Below are 20,403 nucleotides of genomic sequence, written 5' to 3' on the forward strand. Positions count from 1 at the left end.
ATCAGTTTGAAAGAGTGTCGGTGATGGGTTTTGGGATGATTGCGCCGTGATGTTGAATGACCAGTCTCGCCAGTGCATTGCCTTTGCGGCAGGCTTGCTGAACAGAGCCGCCAGATAGATAGCAAGACAAGAATCCGCCATTGAATGAATCGCCTGCTGAAGTGCTATCAACTACGGTTTCTACTGGCGTGGTTTCAATTAGGCTTGGTGTTTGGGCTGGAGTTTCACTGACCAAACAGCCTTCAGCACCGAGTTTTACAATGATGGTCTGCACGCCAAGCCTGTGTAGTCGGTCGATGGTGTCTTGAGGTGTTTGGTCGCCCCATAGTTGCTGTTCATCATCAAAGGTAACCAAGGCGATATCAGTGGTTTGATAACCCAGTCGATAGCACTCTTTGGTCGCGCTTTCTGATTCCCATAGTTTTGGTCGGTAGTTACTATCAAAGGCGATGGTAACGCCACGTTCACGCAGGCCTTCAATGATAGTGAGCAACTTTAGCTGATCGCTGAGTGGCAGTATCGCGAGGGAAATGCCACTCAGAAACACCATATCAACATCGTGAAGTTGGTTGGCTATCTTATCGAAATCGGGGTGCTGTACCATGTAGCGAGCCGCCGAATCGTTGCGCCAGTATAGGAAGGTGCGCTCACCAACATCGTCGAGTTGAATGAGATAGAGCCCGGGTGAACGCTGCTCGTCAATAAGCACGAATTCGGTTGATAGTCCTTCATCTTGCCATCGGTTAAGCATCTCTTGGCTGATAGCGTCAGAGCCAAGCGCCGAGACATAGCTAGTTCGCATCGCTGGATTCGCAGTGTTATTGCAGTTCATGGGGTTGCTAACCGCAGCGCTGCGGTTCAAGTAGATTGCCGCGTTTAATGTGTCTCCACCATAGCTTTGATGCATGTCGCCAAATGGAGCCCCATTCAGTTCAATCATGCACTCACCGATGATTGCGATGTGGGTCATAATATAGCCTTAGAAAGGAAAGGTTGGGTTTGTTCGTATTGAGGAAAGCATGACCATAATGAGATATGGTCATGCTTTTTCGATTCTAATCTTACGGGAGTGAGACTAGCCGATTACTTGTTGTCTAGTTTTACGAACAACATCGTTAGGACGAAAGACAGTGCAAATACACCCACCACGCCCATCAGTGCTTGAATGAAGTTTTGCGTACCGCCTGCAAGGTAAGCTGGCAAGCTGAATACAGAAGAAAGAATGTAGCTTGTTAAGTGCGTATCGATTGTTACCGAGATAGCACCGAACACGCCTGCAGCCAAGCTCGCGGTCATCATCGCTTTGGTGTATTTCGTGAGTACACCAAATAGAGCCGGTTCCGTGATGCCTAAGATAGCGGTAACACTTGAGCCCATCGTAATTGAAGATTGCTCTTTAGAAACCGTTTTACGTTGCTTGTGCCAGATAGCCATTGTCGCGCCAGCAATTGCCATGTTACCCAAACACATGATTGGCATAAGTAGATCCTTACCATACAGTGCAAAGTTGTTCAGGCTGATTGGCGTCATGCTGTGGTGGATACCAAATACGATGGTGATCGGGCGAGTTAGACCAAACACAAAGCCTGTTAACGTCGGAGAGATTTCCAGTAGTGAGCTCATCACCCAACCTGCGCCATTACTTAGCCAGATACCAGCAGGGCCAACAAATGATAGCGTGATGGTCGAAGTTACCGTAAAGGCAAGCAGTGGTGTAAATACAGGCTTCGCAGAAGAAGGAACTAGGCGGTCAACTAACGGAGTCACTTTAGACAATAACCAGATTGCTAGAATCGCAGGAACAATCGCGCCGCCGTAGTTGAGCAGCTCAATAGGAACCACGCCAAGAACGGTCAGCTCCGGAGCAGCGCCTGCGTCTTTTAGCATTGTTGCTTTATCAACAAGCAGAGGCGCTAGCATTGCTGAAGAGACAGCAAGCGCAATGTATTCGTTTACTTTGAATACCTTAGCGGCAGAGAAAGAAACCAGCATAGGTAAGAAGAAGAACACAGCAACAGAGATCGAGCGGAAGAAATAAACTGTGTCTGAGGTTTCAGAGATAACATTGGTTGCAATAAGACCAGACAACAGGCCCATCAACATACCCGCGCCAGCGATTGCGGGTACAACCGGACCAAAGATGCCTGCGACAATACGCATCACGCCTTGGAACAGCTTGCCTTTCTCTAGTTCATCAGCCGGATTAGCGTCAGCTTGTTGAGTGTTTGATAGCGCGTTGAACCACTTCTCGACCTCAACACCGATGATGACTTGAGTTTGGCCTTGTTGAAGTACCACACCTTTCACATCTGCGATCTGCTTGATTGCTTCTTCGTCTACCAGCGACTCGTCTGCTAATTTGAATCTCAGCCTTGTCATACAGTGCGTGATACTCACGATATTGTCTTCACCACCAAGTGCAGTGATTAATAACTGTATATTTTCTTTGAAATTTTTCTTCTTCGATGATGACTTCGAGTTATTAATAACGGCATCACTTTTTTCTACCATTTGCATACTACACCTGTTATTGGAATATATTTAACTCGAGCAATCATAACGACAATCAATTTAAATCCAACGCAGTAGAAAGAGATCTCAATCACACTTAAAATCCGAAAAATTATTTTTTCACCGTTTTTGGCCAATTGGTATGTTTTGGTTATCAAAAAAAATCACTTAACGTACCAATTATTTTTACGCAAAATTAGCGCTTGAAATGTGGTTTTTAAAGCGGTTAGATAATAGGAGTTGACTTAAGTTTAGGTTATTTAATTGTGAAAGAAACTATTATATCTGATATCCATTGTATTATTACTAAACCAGACAGACACAACCTCATTACCGTGGTAGTTGAAACGAATGAAGGCGTGACAGGGTTTGGTTGTGCGACATTCCAACAAAGACCGCTTGCTGTAAAAACAATGGTCGATGAATATTTAAAACCTATTCTTATTGGTAAAAACGCCAATAATATTGAAGACTTATGGCAAATGATGATGGTCAACGCTTATTGGCGAAATGGCCCTGTTATCAATAATGCAATTTCCGGTGTTGATATGGCACTGTGGGATATTAAAGCCAAATTGGCGGGTATGCCGTTACACCAGTTATTTGGTGGTAAGTCTCGTGATGCTATTCCTGTATACACACACGCGACGAGCGACACGATGGAAGGGATTTATGAGCTGGTGGAATCTTTCCTAGACAAAGGCTACAAGCACATTCGTTGTCAGCTTGGTTTCTATGGCGGCGTTCCAACGGATTTGCATACCACTCAAAACCCGACTGAAGGTTCGTACTACGACCAAGATCAGTACATGGACAATACTCTAACGATGTTTAAGTCGCTGAGAGAGAAATATGGTAACCAATTCCATATTCTTCATGATGTTCATGAGCGCCTATTCCCGAACCAAGCGATACAATTTGCGAAGGAAGTCGAGCAATATAAGCCGTATTTCATTGAAGATATTCTGCCGCCAAATCAAACGGAATGGTTGGATAATATTCGCAGCCAGAGCTCAGTTTCATTAGGTTTAGGGGAGTTATTTAATAACCCTGAAGAGTGGAAATCATTGATTGCTAACCGCCGCATTGATTTCATTCGTTGCCATGTTTCACAGATTGGTGGTATTACCCCAGCTCTGAAACTCGGCCATCTATGTCAGAACTTCGGTGTTCGTATTGCATGGCATTGCCCGCCAGATATGACGCCAATTGGCGCAGCGGTAAACACGCATTTGAATGTGCATTTACACAATGCTGCCATTCAAGAACATGTCGAGTACAACGAGAATACACACAAGGTATTCCCGAACGCTGCAGAGCCAATTAATGGCTACTTATACGCTTCTGAAATCGCAGGTATTGGTGTTGAAATCGACCGAGAGGTTGCAGCCGAGTTCCCTGTTATGTATCGCCCCCACGAGTGGACTCAAAGTCGCCTTCCTGATGGCGCGATTCACACTCCATAACTTATCGAGTTAATTAAAATGGCCGCTTAAAGCGGCCATTTTTTTGACTAGTATTAATTACTCAATTAAATTGATCAAAGGTCTATAAGTTATTTTTATATAGCAAGATTATAACTAATAAATATTTGAGTACAGTTATTAACTTATAGGTTTTTGATTGTAAATACTTAACTGGGTTAGTTATTTAAATTAACTAAAATGGTGGGAACCTAAATAAATTATTACTTCTTATCTCGGAAGCTCATGCTCTCACTGTTAAAAGGCGTGTGGTAGGTGCATTGGTAATTGATATCGATAATATCGCTGACGATGAACAGTTCACCCGATGCCAAGAAACCTCGGTTGGTGATATTCATCGCTGCTGCATTTTTTTTGCAGCCAAGTAGCTCTGCATCTTCTTTAGAAACATTGATCGCTTGGTAGGTCGTTAAGTAGCTATCGATCTGAAGGCCTTTCGCTAGCGCATGTTTCTGGATTGAGCTTTCAATGATCTCGGCATTCATCTCTGGGAAGACACTGACAGGGATCTTGGCTTCTTCAATCTGGACTACTTTATTGTTAATCAATCGAAGACGTCTAATTTTCCAAATGTAGTCATTGTCGTCTAAAGAAAAAATCTGCTGTTCGTGGTTATCGGGTAGCGCTTTATTTAGCTGGAGCTTTTTATAAGAGATCTCTTCAAAACTGTTTTCAGTAATGGAGTTGTACACCAGTGCTGTACCAATGAGAGAAGCGTTGACGAAGTAACCAGACCCCACCTTAGATTTCACCATGCCAATAGCCTCTAGCTTGGCTAGTGCTTTACGAATCGTGAAACGAGATAATCCATATATTTCAGAGAGTTCTCTTTCCGCGGGAAGCTTATGATTGATACTGTTTTGACAGATCTTGCTCACAATATCTTGGACAACTAACTCGTACTTTTTCATAGATCAATAACTTTAAAGTGTATTCACTGTGACTAAAGAATAGTGAACTAAATCAGGGATTCAGTACGCTCTGAATGACTCATAATTGTAACATAGAAGGTTAAGTGGGTGATGATAAATAGGGTTAGTTAGGGGTACTAGTGACCACCTTTTGCGCTGACTTGATTACATCTTGTGATTCTAGTCCTCATTTTGTAAAACAAGATTATGAACTTTAACGTGCGGCATTTAATGTCTGTGTTGTTGCTATTTTAAGTGACTAATTCAGGAGTAGGGTATGAGTTCGAATCAAATCAAAATGTCGTATTTGATGTGGGTAATGTGATTGTGCGTTGGTCGCCGCTGGAAATTACTCAACTAACGTTTGGGAACATTGCCGACCCTGAAGCCCGAGCGCTTTCGATTTTCCAAAGTGCGATTTGGTCGGATTTGAACAAAGGGTTCTTAACCGAAAATGAAGCCAAACTTCGCTACCAACAAGAGCTCGATTTATCTTCATTAGAGTGCGACCGCCTGTTTTATTACGTTAAGAAAACGCAGATCTTATTGCATGGTTCTGTCGACCTTATCGAGCGCGTAAAGCGTGCTGGGTATGGTGTGTATGCACTTACCGACAACGTGGTCGAGATTGTTGAATACTTAAAAAATACTTATCAATTTTGGGCGTTGTTTGATGGTGCGGCAGTATCTGCTGAACTTGGTTTGCTTAAGCCACAACCTGAAATCTACCAAGTGCTGTTATCTAATTATGGGCTTAAAGCTTCAGAAACCGTCTTCATTGATGATATGCCTTATAACGTTGAAGGTGCGAGATCTGTGGGTATGGCTGCTATCCAGTTTACCGATGCCGTTCAGTGTGAAAACAGCTTGCAGGCGCTTGGCGTTAATTTATTAGATTGACACCTTGGCGAGTGAGTTAAATTTGAGGGTGTAGAAAATGAAAAGATACCCACCTAAGTCTATCGTTGCATTCTTGTTTTTGACTATATCAGCGCTGGTTTTAGTTGCGGCTGTCGTGCTTCAAATTCGCGGTGAACAAGCGTGCGATAAAACAACGCTGATAATTAGATTAAGAGCCATGCTATTGAAACATCGCTCTTTTTTAGATTTGGATACGCGCTTTCTTGTTTAATCGCGAGTTTGTTCGGCATTCAAATGCCGAATCAGCTTGGCTGGCGTGCCACCGTATAAGCAGTCTGGTGGTACATCACTGTTAACCACTGAGTTCGCTGCGATAACAGAGCGTGCGCCAATCGTAACGCCTTGGTTGATGACCGAGTTTCCGCCAATCCAAACATCATCTTCGACTGTAATAGGTAGACAGAAAGTCTCCCACTTACGACGACTGAGGTGATCCAGTGAGTGAGAGGCTGTGTAAAATTGGGCACTTGGCCCCACCAATACATTGTTGCCAATTTTGATATTCGCGCCATCAAGCATCACCACGTTCATGTTGATAAAGGTGTCGTCACCAATTTCGATGGTTTTGCCAAACTCACAATGAAAAGGGGGACGGACAACGCTGCTTCCTACTTTACCAAACAGATTAGCCTGAAGACTTGGTAGCTGAGTATCGTCTGAACATTGATTCAAGTCTGATAGCGCCTTGCTGGCGTGAGTGCGCATGTGGTCTATCTCATGGTCTGCGCCATCAAAAATCTCGCCGGACAGCATTTTTTCGAGTTCTGTTTTCGTTTTCATCGCTTGCACCTCACTAGTCAACATGGGTACTAGAATACGGATAACTGGACATAAAAAAAGAGAAAAGCCTAAGCCTTTCTCTTCCTGTTTTGTGCTCTATGTGAGCCTTGCTTAACTTAGCCAAACTTAACTTAACTTAGGCGTAACTTAACAAAGGCAAGCTCTACAAATTAGATTTGCTCAACGAAACCCATTAGGTGCTGCTTCACTTCATCTGAAGCGAAAGCGCTCTCTACAGAGTATTTGTAGATCTCTGCGTAGTCTTCTTTAGTTAGACCGAACGTTTCACATACACGCTTCACTTCGTTAGTCATGGTTGTGTTCGACACAGTACGGTTGTCTGTGTTGATAGTCACAACGATGCCGTCTTTCTTGAATTCAGCAATTGGGTGGTCGCTGAATTTGTGAATACACTTAGTTTGAACGTTACTTGTTGGGCAAGTTTCAAGCGCAACTTGCTTCTCTTTAACGATGTTGTATGCGTCTTCGTTACCTTGGATGTGAACACCGTGGCCGATACGTTCAGCGTCAAGCAGTGTTACTGCATCGTAAACGTTCTGACCATGCCATTGCTCACCAGCATGAACCGTCACACGGTAACCTTGCTCGATCGCGTATTGCGTGTATTCAGGGAACTCAACACAGAAGCCCGGCTTTTCACCACCTGCGATATCAAACGCAACTACACCTTTACCAAGGTATGGTTTACCAGCGTCGATAACATCTCTGATCGAATCTTTCGGGAACATACGCAGTACAGACATGATGTAGTTGCCTTTGATGTCGTACTTCTCTTCTGCACGTTTCATGCCTTTCACCGCACTTGCGATGATCGCATCAAGAGACAAGCCCTTGTTTACGTGAAGAATCGGTGCAAAACGAACTTCTAGGTACTTAACGTTTTCTAGTGCAGCGTCTTCGTAAAGCTCAAAAGAGATACGCTCAATTGCTTCTTCAGTCTGCATCACTTGTAGCGGCAGGCTGAAACAAGCCAGATACTCATCTAGGTTTTTGCAATCTTCTGGCACCGTTAGAGATTGAACAACCGCGTCGCGATCTTCAGGTAGTTCGATATTGTACTGTTTTGCTAGGTCAATAATCGTATCTGGGCGAACACTTCCGTCTAGGTGGCAGTGTAAATCAATCTTTGGTAGTGCTAGAAAATCCATGAGTATTCCTTAATTCTATTATTATTTGAGCGTGTTAACTCACATGCGCTAAATTTACCAAGACCATGATATGATTTAAAGTGACAATTAATCATCATTAACCTGAATTTAGGGAATATCATGGTAGATGTTAAAAGCTTACTTAAATGCGACATGAATTTGCTGCTTTGCCTACACGTTCTTATTGAAGAGCGAAGTGTGAGTAAAACAGCAGAGCGACTCTTTTTGAGCCAGTCTGCGGTAAGTAAACAGCTCACTAAGCTGAGAGCTTTGTTTGATGATCCGCTATTTGAGCGAGAATCCAAAGGTCTGTTTCCAACCCCGAAAGCTACTTCTTTAGCGCCTAAGATTCATCAGATCCTTTTGCAAGTTGAACAGCTAACCGTGCCGGACATTTTTGAGCCGAAAGACAGCGAGCGCACTTTTAATATCGATCTTGTTGAAACCGCTTATACCGCGATTTACCCTAAATTTATGCCTAACGCGCTAGCAGATGCGCCGAACATTACGGTAAACAGCACTACTTGGAGCAGCGAAACCTTTAAGCGCTTACTAAAGCGTGAGGTCGATTTCGGGATTGGAATTTTTGAGCTCGATGAAAGGGCTAGCACCCACATTCAAAATATCCCTGCCGAGCTAAACCACGTCGAGTTGCTGCAAGATTACTCTGTGTGCTTGATGCGAAATGATCACCCAGTACTTCAAGAAGAGTGGAATCTGCAAGCCTTCCTTAAATACCGTCATATTCAGTTGGTGACCGGTGGCGTTGGCGACTGGTTGCTACTGGAAATCTTGCAAGCCAAACAGCTTCAAATTAACAAAGCCGCCAACGTGTCGGACATCACCAGCGCAGTAAAGCTGTGCAAACAAAGCGATTTGCTGATGTGTTATCCGTACAACTCGGTTCGTGACTATATTGAGAGTGGCGAACTGGTGATGAAGCCGATTCCTATTGAGTTGGTTCCCGGTGGTTTGTTTTTGCTTTGGCACCGTTACTTTGATTCTGAACCAAGCCACAAATGGCTTCGCGACCTCATAGTCAATAAGACCCAAGAACCTCAGCTGTAAACCGCGAGCTACGATGATCAAAACGGCGAAATAAGTTTTTTAAATTTATTTCGTCTTTTTCGAATGAGCATTGTCTTATTACGGGTGCCAAATGCCCGCCAAGAATGAGATATCTAAATGAATCCAATGCCATCGATTCCGCAACAAGTCATTGAAGATGCTTGTGAGTGGGCAATTATGCACGGTTCGTCGCACCTTTGAACAATTGAGCTGTCAGCTTTCATCGGGCGATAATCAACGCCTGCTATTGAAAGATGTCGGCGCTGTCGATGTGGTGTACCTAAGAGCTGGCTACCAGTATTCAGATTACTGGGCTCCAGAGCTCAATGAATCAGTTTGTTGCCACACGCTAAGTCAGACTCGCTTGTTTATGGAGCAACACCATGTCGCAATGAACGCGACCATCAGCCAGCAACTAGCGACCAGTAAAACCATGCAAATGCTGCTGACCATGATGCCAGCAACAGAATACGCCCGCTGGGGCTTAACGCTAGAAGAAACCGAACTGGTCAAGAGTGTCTTGGCCGATATGAAGCCAATAACTAGTGAGTCGATTGGATGGTTTAACACGCAAGCCAACAAGCAAGAATGGGTGCTAAAAAACCAAGGCGAGGGCGGAGGCCATTGTGTCTTTGGTGACGACATCAGCGAACAACTGAGCCTGCTTAAACCAGAAGAGTACGACGCGTGGGCATTGATGCAGCGCTTGTACCCGCATGAACGTGACGTGCCGACCATTGCAGTGCGTGACACTCACCAAACGCTCGTGACAGACTTAGTCAGCGAAGTGGGTTTGTTCACCGTTTACTTCAAAGGTGAACCAGTAACAGAGCTAGACGGCTACGCGGGTTACTTGATCCGCAGTAAACCTGCCAGCGAAAATGAAGGTGGAATCCACAGTGGCAAAGGGATTCTCGATTCGTTGATGTTGATTGATTAGTTGAATCGGCATTAAAAACCAGAACTCATGTTCTGGTTTTTTGTATCTGAGCTCAGTAAAACTTCAGAGTTTGGATAACAACAATCACGCCCCTAACTTGGTAAAGGCCAACGGGGTTTGTCCAGTTTGCTGTTTGAAAAAAGCGATAAACGCACTGTTGGATGAGAACTCTAGCAGATGAGCCACATCAACGACTTGTCGGTTTTCTGAGAGCAGTTCAATCGCTTTAAACAAGCGCCATTGCTGTCGCCACTCTTGGTAAGTCATGCCTGTTTCGGCTTTGAATAATCGAGTAATCGTTTTGGTGCTTGCGCCAACCGAGTTCGCTAATGTCGAGAGGGCTGGGGCAAGAAAGGAAGCGGTTCGGACTTGTTTGCAAAAGCTTTTAAAGCGGCGATCTGTCGGTAGTGGCAAGATAAACGAGTGTTGGTTAGCACTGTAAAACTCTTCCCAGAATAGGTTGGCGGTATTGGTGGTTTGCTCGCGGGCAACATCCCAATCCCAGAAAGCCATCTTATTGATCAGGGCTTTTAAAAGCTCATTCACTTCCACAATTTCAATCGCTTCTGGGCAGGTGTAAATACTGCTATCAAAATAGAGCGACCGATAAGCAACCACATTGGTCATCTGCGCGCGATGTTTGGTATAAGGCGGGATCCACACGGCTTTAGTCGGCGGCAAAATGCAAATGGCGTTTTCTAAGGTCAAGGTGATGCAACCCTGCGGAGCATACAGCAACTGTCCTTTTACGTGGTGATGTATTCCTGAATCATGCTGACCTAGCTCTGCCGCAATCCCTATTACGGGCGCAGGTAAGCTGTCTGCATCAAACTCAATCGTTTCGCTGATTAATGCCATTTGTCCTAATCTTGTTGTTTTTGGTTTTAATGTTGTTAACGAGCCAAGGTTAGTTTCCCCTAGACTCCTCGTCAAGTTCACTGGTCTTGGAAAAATGATGAAAACAAAACCTTCTTTATGGCAAATGGTGCTATTGCTGATGTTCCCTCAAATCGCAGAAACCATCTATAGCCCGACTCTGGATTCAATATCGAAATCCTTTGATGTGAGTTACGCACAAGCGGCGCAAACCCTCTCGATCTACTTCTCAGCGTTTGCGCTCGGTGTTGTGGTATGGGGCATATTGGCAGACAAATGGGGGCGTCGACCAACCATGTTACTGGGCATGGGGTTATTCGCCTGTTCAGCACTTATTGCTATGCAAACCGACAGCTTTACGTGGTTGATGATAGCCAGAGCCATGGGTGCTTTCGGGCTTGCGGTGGGCTCGGTGGTGACACAAACCATGTTGCGCGATGCCTTTAGCGGCGCGGAACTGGCCAAGGTGTTTGGTTACATGGGGATGGGGCTGTCGATTAGTCCAATCATCGGGCTGCTTCTTGGCGGTCAACTAAGCCAAGCGGGCGGGCATCAATATGTGTTTATTGCCTTGTTTATTATGGTGTTAGCGTTGTTGGCACATAGCCTATGGTCATTGCCTGAAACGCAACAATCTAAGCAGCCATTGCAGTTAAAGTCACTCAGTATTCACATGATCAAAGATAGCAATATATGGATGTCTGCGTTGCTGGTTGCGTCGTTCAATATTGCACTGTTTTCCTATTATCAATTGGGTTCATTTGCCTTCATTCAACTTGGATTTAGCGTTGAGCAGTTTGGCTACAGCGGCATTGTGCTTGGGTTCGGGACTCTGTTGGGAAGCTTGGTGAACAAGACATTGTTGAAGAGACAAGTGTCTTCAATGTCTCTGATTGGTATCGCAGCAGGGCTTCAAACATTAGGTGCGGTGGGTGTGTATTTTTCACAACACACGATCTGGTTCTTGCTTCCAATGATGTTGGTGGTTATGGCGTTTGGCATTGCGATTCCCAATGTATTGAGCCGAGCGTTGGTACGTTACCAATCTCAAGCAGGAAGTGCAGGCGCACTGTTTGGTTTGATGTATTACACCTTGATCGGCTCAGGGCTCGCTTTAGCGGGAATGCTCCAAGATCTAGGTGTAGTGTTGGTACTTTGTGGCGCGTTATCTGTTCTGGTGACGATACGCAGTCGACTCCAGCTTAAACGCTAAGTCTCTCATCTGTATTGATAAATTCCGTGTCCTGTTTGGCGCGGAATTTATCATTTCTTGGTTTGTAAATTTGGATATTGACAGGGGTAGAGTGATCGTTCTACTCTGTGGGTAGAACAATCATTCTACCCTTTGTCGGGTATTGAGAGAGCACTATGTTGAGAGAACAGATTGCAGCAAGCTTAGAGGTGGCATTTAGCCAGCAAGGTTTTGCTGAGCCGAGCGTTGCACAGCTGAAAACGGCGTGCGATGTAAGCCTAAGAACCTTGTATAAACATTTCCCTTCAAAAGAAGCGATGATCGTTGGTGCCTTGGAATATCGACACCAACGCTACTTAGATTTCTTGTTGGAAACGTCGCCTGAAAAGGGGCTCGCATCGGTTACTCATATCTTCAACAAGCTCCAACAATGGTTAGAAGAGTATGCGCCACATGGGTGTATGTCGATGAATGCGATGGCCGCGTTTCCCGATAATGAGCTTATCAGCCAAGCGGTTACACAGCATAAAGAACAAGTTCGTTTGCTAATAGGCAAGCAGAGCCTGCGAGAGGATCTCGCGACACCGCTGTTTTTACTTCATGAAGGCGTATCAAGCGCGTGGCCAGTCTTAGGCGAAGAAGCAGTGGCATCGGCACAGAATATGGTGACAAAATTACTCGAGGAAACACGATGAAATTCGAACTACCGAAAACAATGAAAGGCGTAGAGATGTTGGGGCACGGCGGGGCAGAAATGCTTGGCTACCGCGGAGATATCGCGGTTCCTCAAATCGAACCTAATGAAGTGCTGATCAAAGTCATGGCTGCAGGCGTTAATAATACTGACATCAACACGCGAATCGGTTGGTATGCAAAAAGTGATGATTCAGACGATGCCAGTTGGTCGGGTGAAGCGCTAAAGTTCCCTCGTATCCAAGGTGCTGACGTGTGTGGTTTTATCGTGGAAGTCGGCAATGAAGTCTCAGTTGACCGTATTGGTGAGCGTGTTCTGATTGAGCCTTGTTTGACCGAGGTTTATGGACGAGATCTGCCACAGCCATGGTATTTCGGATCTGAATGCGATGGTGGTTTCGCTGAATACACCAAAGTAGCAGCTAAGCACGCTTACGCGGTGAACAGCACCATGTCGGATGTTGAGCTAGCGTCTTTCCCATGTTCTTACTCAACAGCAGAGAACATGCTAACTCGTGCCAATGTGGCTGAACCTGATCGCGTGCTTATCTCAGGTGCATCGGGCGGTGTGGGCTCTGCGGCTATTCAGCTAGCAAAAGCTCGCGGCGCGTATGTTATTGCCATCACTAGCCCAAGCAAGAACCAACAGTTACTTGAACTTGGCGCTGATGAAGTGATTGCCCGTGATTCAGATTTGGTTAACGCGCTAGGCGAAAGCAGCGTGAATGTGGTGATCGATTTAGTTGCTGGTGACAAGTGGCCAGAGTTTCTTGAAGTGCTGAAACCACATGGCCGTTATGCTGTGTCTGGTGCGATTGGTGGTGCAATGGTTGAGCTTGATGTGCGAACTTTGTATCTCAAAGACCTCAGCTTTTTTGGTTGCACGGTTTTAGAACCGCAAGTATTCCAAAACTTGGTTAATCGTATCGAGAAACAGCAGATTGGCGCCATCGTTGCAGAGTCTTATCCGCTAGCCGATATCCATAAAGCGCAAGATGAGTTCTTAAAGAAAAAGCATGTTGGTAAGATCGTGTTGGAAGTGGCAGAACGCTAGTTTTAGTCAGCTTCACGGTTTAGATTGATGGAAGAGTGAGCAAGCTTTATTTGCTCGCTCTTTTTGTTCCTGGTGAATACCGAGGAGCTGAGCAAATTGTTGGGTAACAGATCCTATACAGCTGAAAGGTTAATGATTCATTTATCACTGTATGGTTTATGAGTTGCCTGTGCGATAATCACCGCCGTTATATATCCCGAACTGTTTGATAATCATCTAGGAGCCGTATTGATGTTTAAAAGGGTATTGCAGGCACTATTCTCACCTTTTGTTTATTCAAAAAACAAACCCTCTGCAGAGCCTGCCCAACAAGAGCAACAACAAATCGTTGCTACTGATTCTGTTCAGTCTTCAATCTTTGTTCCGCCGTCGTCCACTCAGCCATCATCATTAATCGTCGATAAGACGCTTAGCCTTCACGATGGTGAGTTCCTTGATTATTTGTTTGGAGAGTCTCGCCTTCGCACGGAGTCAGACCCATTTAGTGATTTTGTCGCTTGTCAGATCGAACGTTTGATTCGCTCTCCAAAAGCCCTGCTTAATGAACTGCCAGTGATGCCAGCCTCTGTAACCACGTTAATGGCAGAATTACAGAGCGACGAGTTTGATGTCGATGCATTGTTAAGAGTGATTGAGCGCGAGCCGAGTATGGCTGCCGATGTGATTAAACTGGCTAACAGCGCCTTCTACAAACGCAGTGAAAAACAAGTTACTGACTTAAAAACTGCTTTCCTCAATATGGGTTCACAAGGGCTAATTGAAGGCGTGGTTAATTCTTACATGAAGAACTTCACGCCGGGGAACAATATTTACTGGCGTCACTTCGGTGAGAAAATTTGGAATCACAGTGTTCAAACCGCGTCGTTTTCTAAGGAGTTGATGAAAGACTCTTCATCTCAAGAAGAGCAAGCAGCGGCGTATTTTGTTGGGTTAATTCGCAACTTAGGCAAGATGATCATTTTCCAGATGATGGTAGAAGCCTTCAAGCATGTTGATCCTTCTGTTCCACCTAACTCGTTAGCATTGAAGCGCCTGATGAACAGCTACTCCATTCGCCTGACTTACACCATTGCTAAGTTCTGGGAACTGCCAGAATCAGTGTTGACCGCGATTGGCTACCAAGAGTCGAGCCGATACGAATGCACACCACTTGGTCAAGCTGTGTTTGAAGCTAACTACTTGAGTGAGCTGTGCTATTTACTGGAAGAACAAACGATTGAAGTCGAGCAATTTAAGCGCAGATGCAAAGAGACACTGATGTCTCCGGCTGCATACAAAGTGGCTAACCGTATCTATAAAGAGTCTGAATTATCGCTAGTGAGCTAACCCTTAGCCTATTCGACCTACGCTGTGACTGAACATAATGATTGGTTGCAACTTGGTTGGGCTAGGTTGTGAAATACATTCAGCTACGAAATACGCTTACAAATGGCTAATCCACAGCTTGTCGAGTTCGCACCAACCGAAACCATTCACTTGTGCGCCGTGTATCTTTTCAGAAACCTCTAAGTTGAACGCCTCTTGCTTGAGCTCAACCACAACTCCAGATTCATGCAACCAATGCCGAAGCACCAACAGTGCATTCATTGCTAACTCAAAGTTGGGCTGGTTTGTTATTGAGGCTAAGCCTTGTTCGATTGTCTCTAGCATCTCAGAAGGTAAAGTTAATTCCTCAAACGGGAAGCGAGTGAAAAAGCTTAACCACGAAGTGAAGGTGTCGTTCTCATCAATAATACTGCACAGCGCGACGTCTTTGGTAGTTAGGTAGTGAGTTAGGTAGTGCCCATATTCCACGCTGGTTTTGTGGTCGCCGGATACTGACAACTGATCGAAAAGGGTTTGGCATTCAGAGGTGTCTTCAACGGTGAACTCACGAACGGTTTTCGACAACATCGGGCTTTGAATCTTGAAGAAGGTTGAGCCGAAATCCGGTTGGGAAGCATGGTTATCGCAACGCACTGTGGTCGTCTTTTCGGGCAGTTTCACGCACACCTGATTTTGAGCGCAGGCTTTGCTCTGTGCCCATTCTGGATAGACCCACAACTCGACTCGATTGAGAATCGGCGTGCTTTGTGAATACGCGTTATTGCGGCTCAATCTCAACATCTTGCTCGAGAAAATGTCTAATGAGAACGCGCCAGAACCAATCAGCCTATCAGTCGGTGATGAGGGATCAAATACGGAGGCTTCAGTTCTGGCAAGTAGGCGTGGTAAATGCCAATCAGGTTGATTCAGTTTCACGACAACCACATTGCATGCCGCGATAGAGACCTCATCAATATGCTGATAACAACGACGCCATATTTTGCTTTGGCAGAGCGAGTTAAGGTTGCGCGCTATGTCTTGAGGTTCGAGTGTTCTTCCGTTATGAAACTGAACACCATTACGAATTTGAAAGTGCCACTGTGTCGCATCTTGATTAGGCTGCCAATGATAAGCCAGATCGCCGCTGAGTTTGCCGTGCTGAACGGTGGTAAGGCGTTGGCAAACTTGCATCACTAGGAAGCGTTCGGTGCGTCTAAGTACTCGTTGAGGGTGAAGAGCCTCGAGCTCTCGGTGAAACGGGATGTACGCGATATTCTGCGTCGACGGATTGGTATTGCTTAGAAAGGCTTGCAACTCAGTGCCAGCATTGCGGCCGTTGAAGCTCAAGGTGCTAAACACCTGTTCTATGTTGCCTGCGTCAGCTTGGGTTTGTGCGTATTGGTAACACGCCTCAATGGGTTCAACCAGACACGTGAGTTGTGCCTTCTTGCTGCGGCCTGAGCTAGCTTGCCACTCAATCCAGCCTTGTGCTGTCATCGCTTTGAGTAAGGTCTGAACGTGACGTTCACTCACGTGCAGCAGTGTGGCCAGTTGGTTGACCTGACAGTGTGATACTCCAGGCCCAAAAGCCTGAAATATCTTTTCATACAGTTCAAGCTTACGCTTAAGGTTGCCCAATTTGCTTTTCCTAACGACGAGGTTGAGTTAAATGTGAATAGCCAGAATCAATCAGTGCGTTTTCCATCGTATCGAGAACTCGAGAGGTTATCTCTGAGCTCAGGATATTCGATTCAGTTTTGCCTTGAAGCACCAAATCTGAAAAATGGTCGATTTCAAACTCGAATCCATTCCCTGTCACTCGGTAGTTAATGGTCGACTTTTTGCCTTGATGTTCAATCTCAATAAAGGCCGGATTCCACCATTTTTCGTGAATGGTGATTTTGGTTTCAGGTCCACTCAAGTGTGCTGATCGGGGAAGGTTTTGCACTGTTGATGCCGATATCTTACCGCTTATATCACTAGAGAATGTAAAGCATGCATTGGTATCAACATTCGCTCCCTCATAAAGACACGACATCTCTACCTGAGGTTTTGAAGGGTTTACACCCAGCGTTCGGCACAGATCGTAAAAGAACCAAAGCCCATAGACCCCAACATCGAGTGTTGCTCCGCCTGACAAATCCGGATTGAAGATAAACAAATCGGGCTCATAGTCATGATGGTTACCAAAGCTGGCTTCGATTGAATCTATCTGAATGTTGTTATCGACCAAGAATGATTGGAGCTCACGATATGCGGGAAACACCACGGTTTTCATTGCTTCTAACAGCATCACGCCATTTTGCTTCGCGAGAGCTTTCATCTCAAGCCAGTCAGCAAGGTTGGTAAAAGCCGGCTTCTCGACCAATACATGTTTTTTATTCTTTAGAAACAACTCAGTGAGTGGCTGGTGGTATGGGTGAACCGTAGCGATGTAAACCGCTTCAACACTTGGGTCATTCGCCATCTCTTCATAAGAACCATAAGCCTTGTCGCAAGCAAACTTGTTGGCGAACGTGGCTGCGCGTGAGTGATCTCTGGCGGCAACCGCATCAAGCTCACCATGCAGAGAGTGCTCTGTGACTGCGGTTGCGAATCGATTGGCGATATTGCCTAGCCCTGCGATGCCCCATTTTATTTTGCGTTGCGTGTCGCTCATCTGTTGCTCCAAATCGTTGTTTTGTCTCAGTGTACTCAGAGACGTCACATACAAATAGAGAACAGATTTCTCAACCTGTTCTCTATTTATTTTATTCTAGTTGAAGCTCAGGATTAGCTCTGTATTGAGTGTTTCCAATCGGTTAGGGCTTTAATGTGTTTTGGCCCGATGCCACAACAGCCACCGATAATATTCGCGCCCAGTGCGTGCCAGCGTTTAGCGTAAGTTAAGTAACCTTGGCCATCCAGCTCACGCATCTCCTGAAACATATCATTCGCTTCATGTTCGTTGCTGATAGGCGCAAAATTGTTGGCATAGACACCAACTTCTAAATCACTGCCTAGCTCATCGATCACTTTCTTGGCATCGATAATGGCTTGATCCATCACTTCAGGCACTGAACAGTTAAACATAATGCCTGTCGTGTTTGATTGGCAGGCAAGTTTGATGGCGTCTGTTACGCTCTCGCCAGAACGAATATTGGCAGAATCGCCCTTGGTATCTTCCAAACTGAATGCGTAGTAACACGGCTTATCTGACTGCTTAAGAACCGCATGAATGGATTCGAACTCTTGCAGGCTGCAGATGGTTTCCGCTATCCAAAGATCGATGTTTGGATCCTGGGCATCGTAAAGCGTTTGAATGATTGGCGCCGCCTCTTCTACCTTAAATAAGTCTGGTCGGTAGCTGCCAAATGGCGGTGGAATCGCGCCCGCCACTTTTACGGTGTGAGAAGCATTGTTAGCAACTGCTTTAGCCAGCTCACCAGACAGTGCGGCTAGTTCAAAACCTCGTTGTTCGAACAGCTCTGCACCCAAGTGAAAAGGCACACACGCGTAGCTATTGGTGATTAGGATTTCAGCACCTGCATCGACAAAGTTTTGATGCGCTTGGCTAACAAATTCGGGTGCTTCAATCAGCGCTTGAGCACTCCAAAGCGGTTGAGAAAATGGCGCGCCAATTTCTTTGAGTTCTCGGCCCATGCCGCCATCAAGTATGGTTAGTGTTTTCATATTCAATACTATCTAAACAATTGCTGAAGTTCTGCCGCCACCATAGCAGACAACCTTGTCAGACAGAAGCCATCAAGCCAAGGTTCAACTATCGATGAGGGAGTTTCGTTATAAGCCGTCTAGCGGGCTAGTCGTGCCACTAAAGTGTTGCCCAATAACGTGAGTGTAAATCTGAGTTGTCTTAACATCACTGTGCCCCAGTAGCTCTTGAACCGTTCTGATATCGGAGCCTGACTTTAGAAGTTGCGTAGCAAAACTGTGCCTGAAAGTATGACAACTAATTCGCTTGTGGCGCAATTTATTAGAGTTAGTCGCCTTCTTCAGCGTTTTTCGGAGTACCGAATCATGTAGGTGGTGTCGGCATACGATCCCCGACTCAGAGTGTTGAGTGACGGATTTTGATGGGAATAGGTACATCCAAGCAAGTTGTCGATAGGCACTAGGGTATTTTTTACCTAATCGGTGAGGCAAAGATGGCCCAAACCCATTCAAGTTATCTTTAGCGAGCAGAACTGCAACTTGTGAAATTTTGTCTTGTATAGCTTCAGTGAGTGAAAAACTTAAAATTGTCACTCGGTCTTTATTTCCTTTCCCATTGTGAACAGTGAGAGACCCTTGTTTTAGATCTATATCTTGTACTCGAAGCCTCAGGCATTCCGATACTCTCAAACCTGAACCATACAACAAGCGAAAAAACAGTTGATATTTAGGATCTATTTCATTGATCACCGAGATAGCTTCCGCATGATTGAGTACGCTAGGAATTTTTCGAGACCGAGTCGCATAGCTAAACCCTAAGTCTCCTAGAGGTTGCTTAATAAATTGATTGTATAAATAGGCTAGAGCATTGAGAGCTACCTTTTGAGTATTGATGGCTACTTTTTGTTGATTAGCTAAATGAGAAAGAAAGGAGACAACTTCAGCGGCATGCATCTGTTCAGGGTGTTTAAGCTTATGAAAATGAATGAAGTATTTTATCCAGTAACAGTAGGCTTTGATTGTCTTGCGACTATAGCCTCGCATCGTCATATGTTCGCAAATTGCCTGCATGAATTGACTCGCCATATATTCCCCTCACAAAATCTGTACATACAGACAGTTTATTGCTTGTTGAATAATTAATGACTTTAAAAAGAGTGGTTTTTAACTCTGATTGAGCACGAATTTAACGAGAGGCTTATTTTAAATTATTGATTATACTGCAGATTTATGGGTGGTTAATAATGAGGCCGAGCGTTACATAGTCGGCAATATGTGCTTGCACGTTTTCACACTTATTGTTTAGACCCACTTTTATATTAAATGCATAGCATTCAGTTGGTTATGAGTGACCTTTTTGATATGTTAAGCGGATGGATTCGTGTTTGCACAATATTAAAATGTTATGTGCTAGGAGGTTATATGAAGTTATTATCGATAGTTGAAGCAATACTCAAACCAAGAGCTAGGCGCAGAGAGGAAGCTAGATCAGGACGCATCAAAGACGAATATGCTGAATCTGAATTTCAAGATGCTTTAAAGCTTGCGGAGAAAAATGAGCGCAAGACTTACGACAAGTATAAAGATGAGTGATAGCCATGACATTAAATGACTTGGGAGCGGTATTGGAAAAAATGTACAGGAATGCTCCTGCAAACGAATCCGTAGCAATGATTCACTTGTTTGGCATCCAGTATGCTGAACAAATCAAAAACCTAAATGTATCGTGTAAAGCTTTAGCTAAAGCTGCAGGCATTAATGAGTCCTACGGTACTGAGATTAGCAAAGGTATCAAACTTTCTAAGTACGTCACCGTTAAAGTACGCACATAACAAACGACTATGGCGT

Annotated in this window: 19 protein-coding genes and 2 pseudogenes; 11 read left to right on the top strand and 10 right to left on the bottom strand. The window is 44.9% G+C overall.

What is annotated here, in order from left to right; translation table 11 throughout:
- Position 1: 1 nt before the first annotated feature.
- Both AB4249_RS11380 and AB4249_RS11385 read right to left on the bottom strand, forming a co-directional pair.
- A complete protein-coding gene (locus AB4249_RS11380; protein ID WP_372103166.1) occupies positions 2 to 970 on the bottom strand; it encodes a sugar kinase in 969 nt (322 codons plus the stop codon).
- 113 nt (positions 971 to 1,083) lie between these two features.
- Positions 1,084 to 2,517: a PTS transporter subunit EIIC gene (locus AB4249_RS11385; RefSeq protein ID WP_017068132.1), complete on the bottom strand. Its 1,434-nt coding sequence runs from the start codon at positions 2,515 to 2,517 to the stop codon at positions 1,084 to 1,086.
- Between the two features lie 260 nt (positions 2,518 to 2,777).
- Between AB4249_RS11385 and AB4249_RS11390 the strand changes: the two genes are divergently transcribed.
- Entirely contained in the window at positions 2,778 to 3,977 is a 1,200-nt protein-coding gene (locus AB4249_RS11390) for an enolase C-terminal domain-like protein (RefSeq protein WP_004732372.1), read from the top strand.
- A gap of 221 nt (positions 3,978 to 4,198) precedes the next feature.
- Here AB4249_RS11390 and AB4249_RS11395 read toward each other — a convergent pair whose 3' ends face one another.
- Positions 4,199 to 4,906 (bottom strand): GntR family transcriptional regulator, encoded by a 708-nt coding sequence (locus AB4249_RS11395; protein ID WP_372103169.1) that lies wholly within the window; start codon positions 4,904 to 4,906, stop codon positions 4,199 to 4,201.
- Positions 4,907 to 5,183: 277 nt separating this feature from the next.
- Here AB4249_RS11395 and AB4249_RS11400 point away from each other — a divergent pair.
- A pseudogene (locus AB4249_RS11400) lies at positions 5,184 to 5,806 on the top strand (HAD family hydrolase).
- Positions 5,807 to 5,843: 37 nt separating this feature from the next.
- Entirely contained in the window at positions 5,844 to 6,038 is a 195-nt protein-coding gene (locus AB4249_RS11405) for a hypothetical protein (protein ID WP_017072485.1), read from the top strand.
- Here AB4249_RS11405 and AB4249_RS11410 read toward each other — a convergent pair.
- Entirely contained in the window at positions 6,035 to 6,607 is a 573-nt protein-coding gene (locus AB4249_RS11410) for a sugar O-acetyltransferase (protein ID WP_372103171.1), read from the bottom strand. The two genes, AB4249_RS11405 and AB4249_RS11410, sit on opposite strands and share 4 nt — an antisense overlap.
- Positions 6,608 to 6,777: 170 nt before the next feature.
- Positions 6,778 to 7,776 (bottom strand): adenosine deaminase, encoded by a 999-nt coding sequence (gene add, locus AB4249_RS11415; protein WP_372103174.1) that lies wholly within the window; start codon positions 7,774 to 7,776, stop codon positions 6,778 to 6,780.
- A 120-nt stretch (positions 7,777 to 7,896) separates the two neighbouring features.
- Here add and AB4249_RS11420 point away from each other — a divergent pair, with 120 nt between their 5' ends.
- Positions 7,897 to 8,844, top strand: coding sequence for a LysR substrate-binding domain-containing protein (locus AB4249_RS11420; RefSeq protein ID WP_372103177.1), 948 nt, complete (start codon positions 7,897 to 7,899; stop codon positions 8,842 to 8,844).
- Positions 8,845 to 9,025: 181 nt separating this feature from the next.
- Positions 9,026 to 9,784: pseudogene (locus AB4249_RS11425) on the top strand (glutathione synthase); the annotation flags it as partial.
- 84 nt (positions 9,785 to 9,868) lie between these two features.
- On the opposite strand, the gene AB4249_RS11430 reads toward AB4249_RS11425, so the two are convergent.
- Positions 9,869 to 10,642 (bottom strand): helix-turn-helix domain-containing protein, encoded by a 774-nt coding sequence (locus tag AB4249_RS11430; protein ID WP_017065211.1) that lies wholly within the window; start codon positions 10,640 to 10,642, stop codon positions 9,869 to 9,871.
- A gap of 97 nt (positions 10,643 to 10,739) precedes the next feature.
- Here AB4249_RS11430 and AB4249_RS11435 point away from each other — a divergent pair, with 97 nt between their 5' ends.
- The 4 genes from AB4249_RS11435 (at position 10,740) to AB4249_RS11450 (ending at position 14,925) form a co-directional block, all read left to right on the top strand.
- On the top strand, positions 10,740 to 11,873 hold the full coding sequence (locus AB4249_RS11435; RefSeq protein ID WP_102428900.1) for a multidrug effflux MFS transporter: 1,134 nt from the start codon (positions 10,740 to 10,742) through the stop codon (positions 11,871 to 11,873).
- 155 nt (positions 11,874 to 12,028) lie between these two features.
- A complete protein-coding gene (locus AB4249_RS11440) occupies positions 12,029 to 12,547 on the top strand; it encodes a TetR/AcrR family transcriptional regulator (protein ID WP_065583851.1) in 519 nt (172 codons plus the stop codon).
- On the top strand, positions 12,544 to 13,599 hold the full coding sequence (locus AB4249_RS11445; RefSeq protein ID WP_372103181.1) for an alcohol dehydrogenase family protein: 1,056 nt from the start codon (positions 12,544 to 12,546) through the stop codon (positions 13,597 to 13,599). Before AB4249_RS11440 ends, AB4249_RS11445 begins: the two co-directional genes overlap by 4 nt.
- 231 nt (positions 13,600 to 13,830) lie before the next feature.
- Positions 13,831 to 14,925: an HDOD domain-containing protein gene (locus tag AB4249_RS11450; RefSeq protein WP_372103184.1), complete on the top strand. Its 1,095-nt coding sequence runs from the start codon at positions 13,831 to 13,833 to the stop codon at positions 14,923 to 14,925.
- Positions 14,926 to 15,021: 96 nt separating this feature from the next.
- Here AB4249_RS11450 and AB4249_RS11455 read toward each other — a convergent pair whose 3' ends face one another.
- The 4 genes from AB4249_RS11455 to AB4249_RS11470 all read right to left on the bottom strand — a co-directional run bounded on the left by AB4249_RS11455 (position 15,022) and on the right by AB4249_RS11470 (position 19,641).
- Positions 15,022 to 16,542, bottom strand: a complete 1,521-nt coding sequence (locus AB4249_RS11455) for an SgrR family transcriptional regulator (protein ID WP_372103187.1) — start codon at positions 16,540 to 16,542, stop codon at positions 15,022 to 15,024.
- A 10-nt stretch (positions 16,543 to 16,552) separates the two neighbouring features.
- On the bottom strand, positions 16,553 to 17,563 hold the full coding sequence (locus tag AB4249_RS11460; protein ID WP_372103190.1) for a Gfo/Idh/MocA family protein: 1,011 nt from the start codon (positions 17,561 to 17,563) through the stop codon (positions 16,553 to 16,555).
- A gap of 113 nt (positions 17,564 to 17,676) precedes the next feature.
- Entirely contained in the window at positions 17,677 to 18,576 is a 900-nt protein-coding gene (locus AB4249_RS11465) for a homocysteine S-methyltransferase family protein (RefSeq protein WP_372103192.1), read from the bottom strand.
- Positions 18,577 to 18,684: 108 nt separating this feature from the next.
- Positions 18,685 to 19,641: an integron integrase gene (locus AB4249_RS11470; RefSeq protein WP_017067063.1), complete on the bottom strand. Its 957-nt coding sequence runs from the start codon at positions 19,639 to 19,641 to the stop codon at positions 18,685 to 18,687.
- Between the two features lie 336 nt (positions 19,642 to 19,977).
- On the opposite strand from AB4249_RS11470, the gene AB4249_RS11475 reads away from it, so the two are divergent.
- Positions 19,978 to 20,148: a hypothetical protein gene (locus AB4249_RS11475; RefSeq protein ID WP_181136641.1), complete on the top strand. Its 171-nt coding sequence runs from the start codon at positions 19,978 to 19,980 to the stop codon at positions 20,146 to 20,148.
- Between the two features lie 32 nt (positions 20,149 to 20,180).
- Positions 20,181 to 20,387, top strand: a complete 207-nt coding sequence (locus AB4249_RS11480; protein WP_372103195.1) for a hypothetical protein — start codon at positions 20,181 to 20,183, stop codon at positions 20,385 to 20,387.
- Positions 20,388 to 20,403: the final 16 nt, after the last annotated feature.

This window comes from Vibrio sp. 10N.261.55.F4 (genome assembly GCF_041470465.1).
GTDB classification, from domain to species: domain Bacteria; phylum Pseudomonadota; class Gammaproteobacteria; order Enterobacterales; family Vibrionaceae; genus Vibrio; species Vibrio crassostreae_C.

Bases quoted from the DNA above. Each gene is read 5' to 3' on its own strand.
- AB4249_RS11380 (WP_372103166.1), bottom strand. From the start codon at position 970: ATGACCCACATCGCAATCATCGGTGAGTGCATGATTGAACTGAATGGG.
- AB4249_RS11385 (WP_017068132.1), bottom strand. From the start codon at position 2,517: ATGCAAATGGTAGAAAAAAGTGATGCCGTTATTAATAACTCGAAGTCA.
- AB4249_RS11395 (WP_372103169.1), bottom strand. From the start codon at position 4,906: ATGAAAAAGTACGAGTTAGTTGTCCAAGATATTGTGAGCAAGATCTGT.
- AB4249_RS11405 (WP_017072485.1), top strand. From the start codon at position 5,844: ATGAAAAGATACCCACCTAAGTCTATCGTTGCATTCTTGTTTTTGACT.
- AB4249_RS11410 (WP_372103171.1), bottom strand. From the start codon at position 6,607: ATGAAAACGAAAACAGAACTCGAAAAAATGCTGTCCGGCGAGATTTTT.
- add (WP_372103174.1), bottom strand. From the start codon at position 7,776: ATGGATTTTCTAGCACTACCAAAGATTGATTTACACTGCCACCTAGAC.
- AB4249_RS11420 (WP_372103177.1), top strand. From the start codon at position 7,897: ATGGTAGATGTTAAAAGCTTACTTAAATGCGACATGAATTTGCTGCTT.
- AB4249_RS11430 (WP_017065211.1), bottom strand. From the start codon at position 10,642: ATGGCATTAATCAGCGAAACGATTGAGTTTGATGCAGACAGCTTACCT.
- AB4249_RS11435 (WP_102428900.1), top strand. From the start codon at position 10,740: ATGAAAACAAAACCTTCTTTATGGCAAATGGTGCTATTGCTGATGTTC.
- AB4249_RS11440 (WP_065583851.1), top strand. From the start codon at position 12,029: ATGTTGAGAGAACAGATTGCAGCAAGCTTAGAGGTGGCATTTAGCCAG.
- AB4249_RS11445 (WP_372103181.1), top strand. From the start codon at position 12,544: ATGAAATTCGAACTACCGAAAACAATGAAAGGCGTAGAGATGTTGGGG.
- AB4249_RS11450 (WP_372103184.1), top strand. From the start codon at position 13,831: ATGTTTAAAAGGGTATTGCAGGCACTATTCTCACCTTTTGTTTATTCA.
- AB4249_RS11460 (WP_372103190.1), bottom strand. From the start codon at position 17,563: ATGAGCGACACGCAACGCAAAATAAAATGGGGCATCGCAGGGCTAGGC.
- AB4249_RS11465 (WP_372103192.1), bottom strand. From the start codon at position 18,576: ATGAAAACACTAACCATACTTGATGGCGGCATGGGCCGAGAACTCAAA.
- AB4249_RS11470 (WP_017067063.1), bottom strand. From the start codon at position 19,641: ATGGCGAGTCAATTCATGCAGGCAATTTGCGAACATATGACGATGCGA.
- AB4249_RS11475 (WP_181136641.1), top strand. From the start codon at position 19,978: ATGAAGTTATTATCGATAGTTGAAGCAATACTCAAACCAAGAGCTAGG.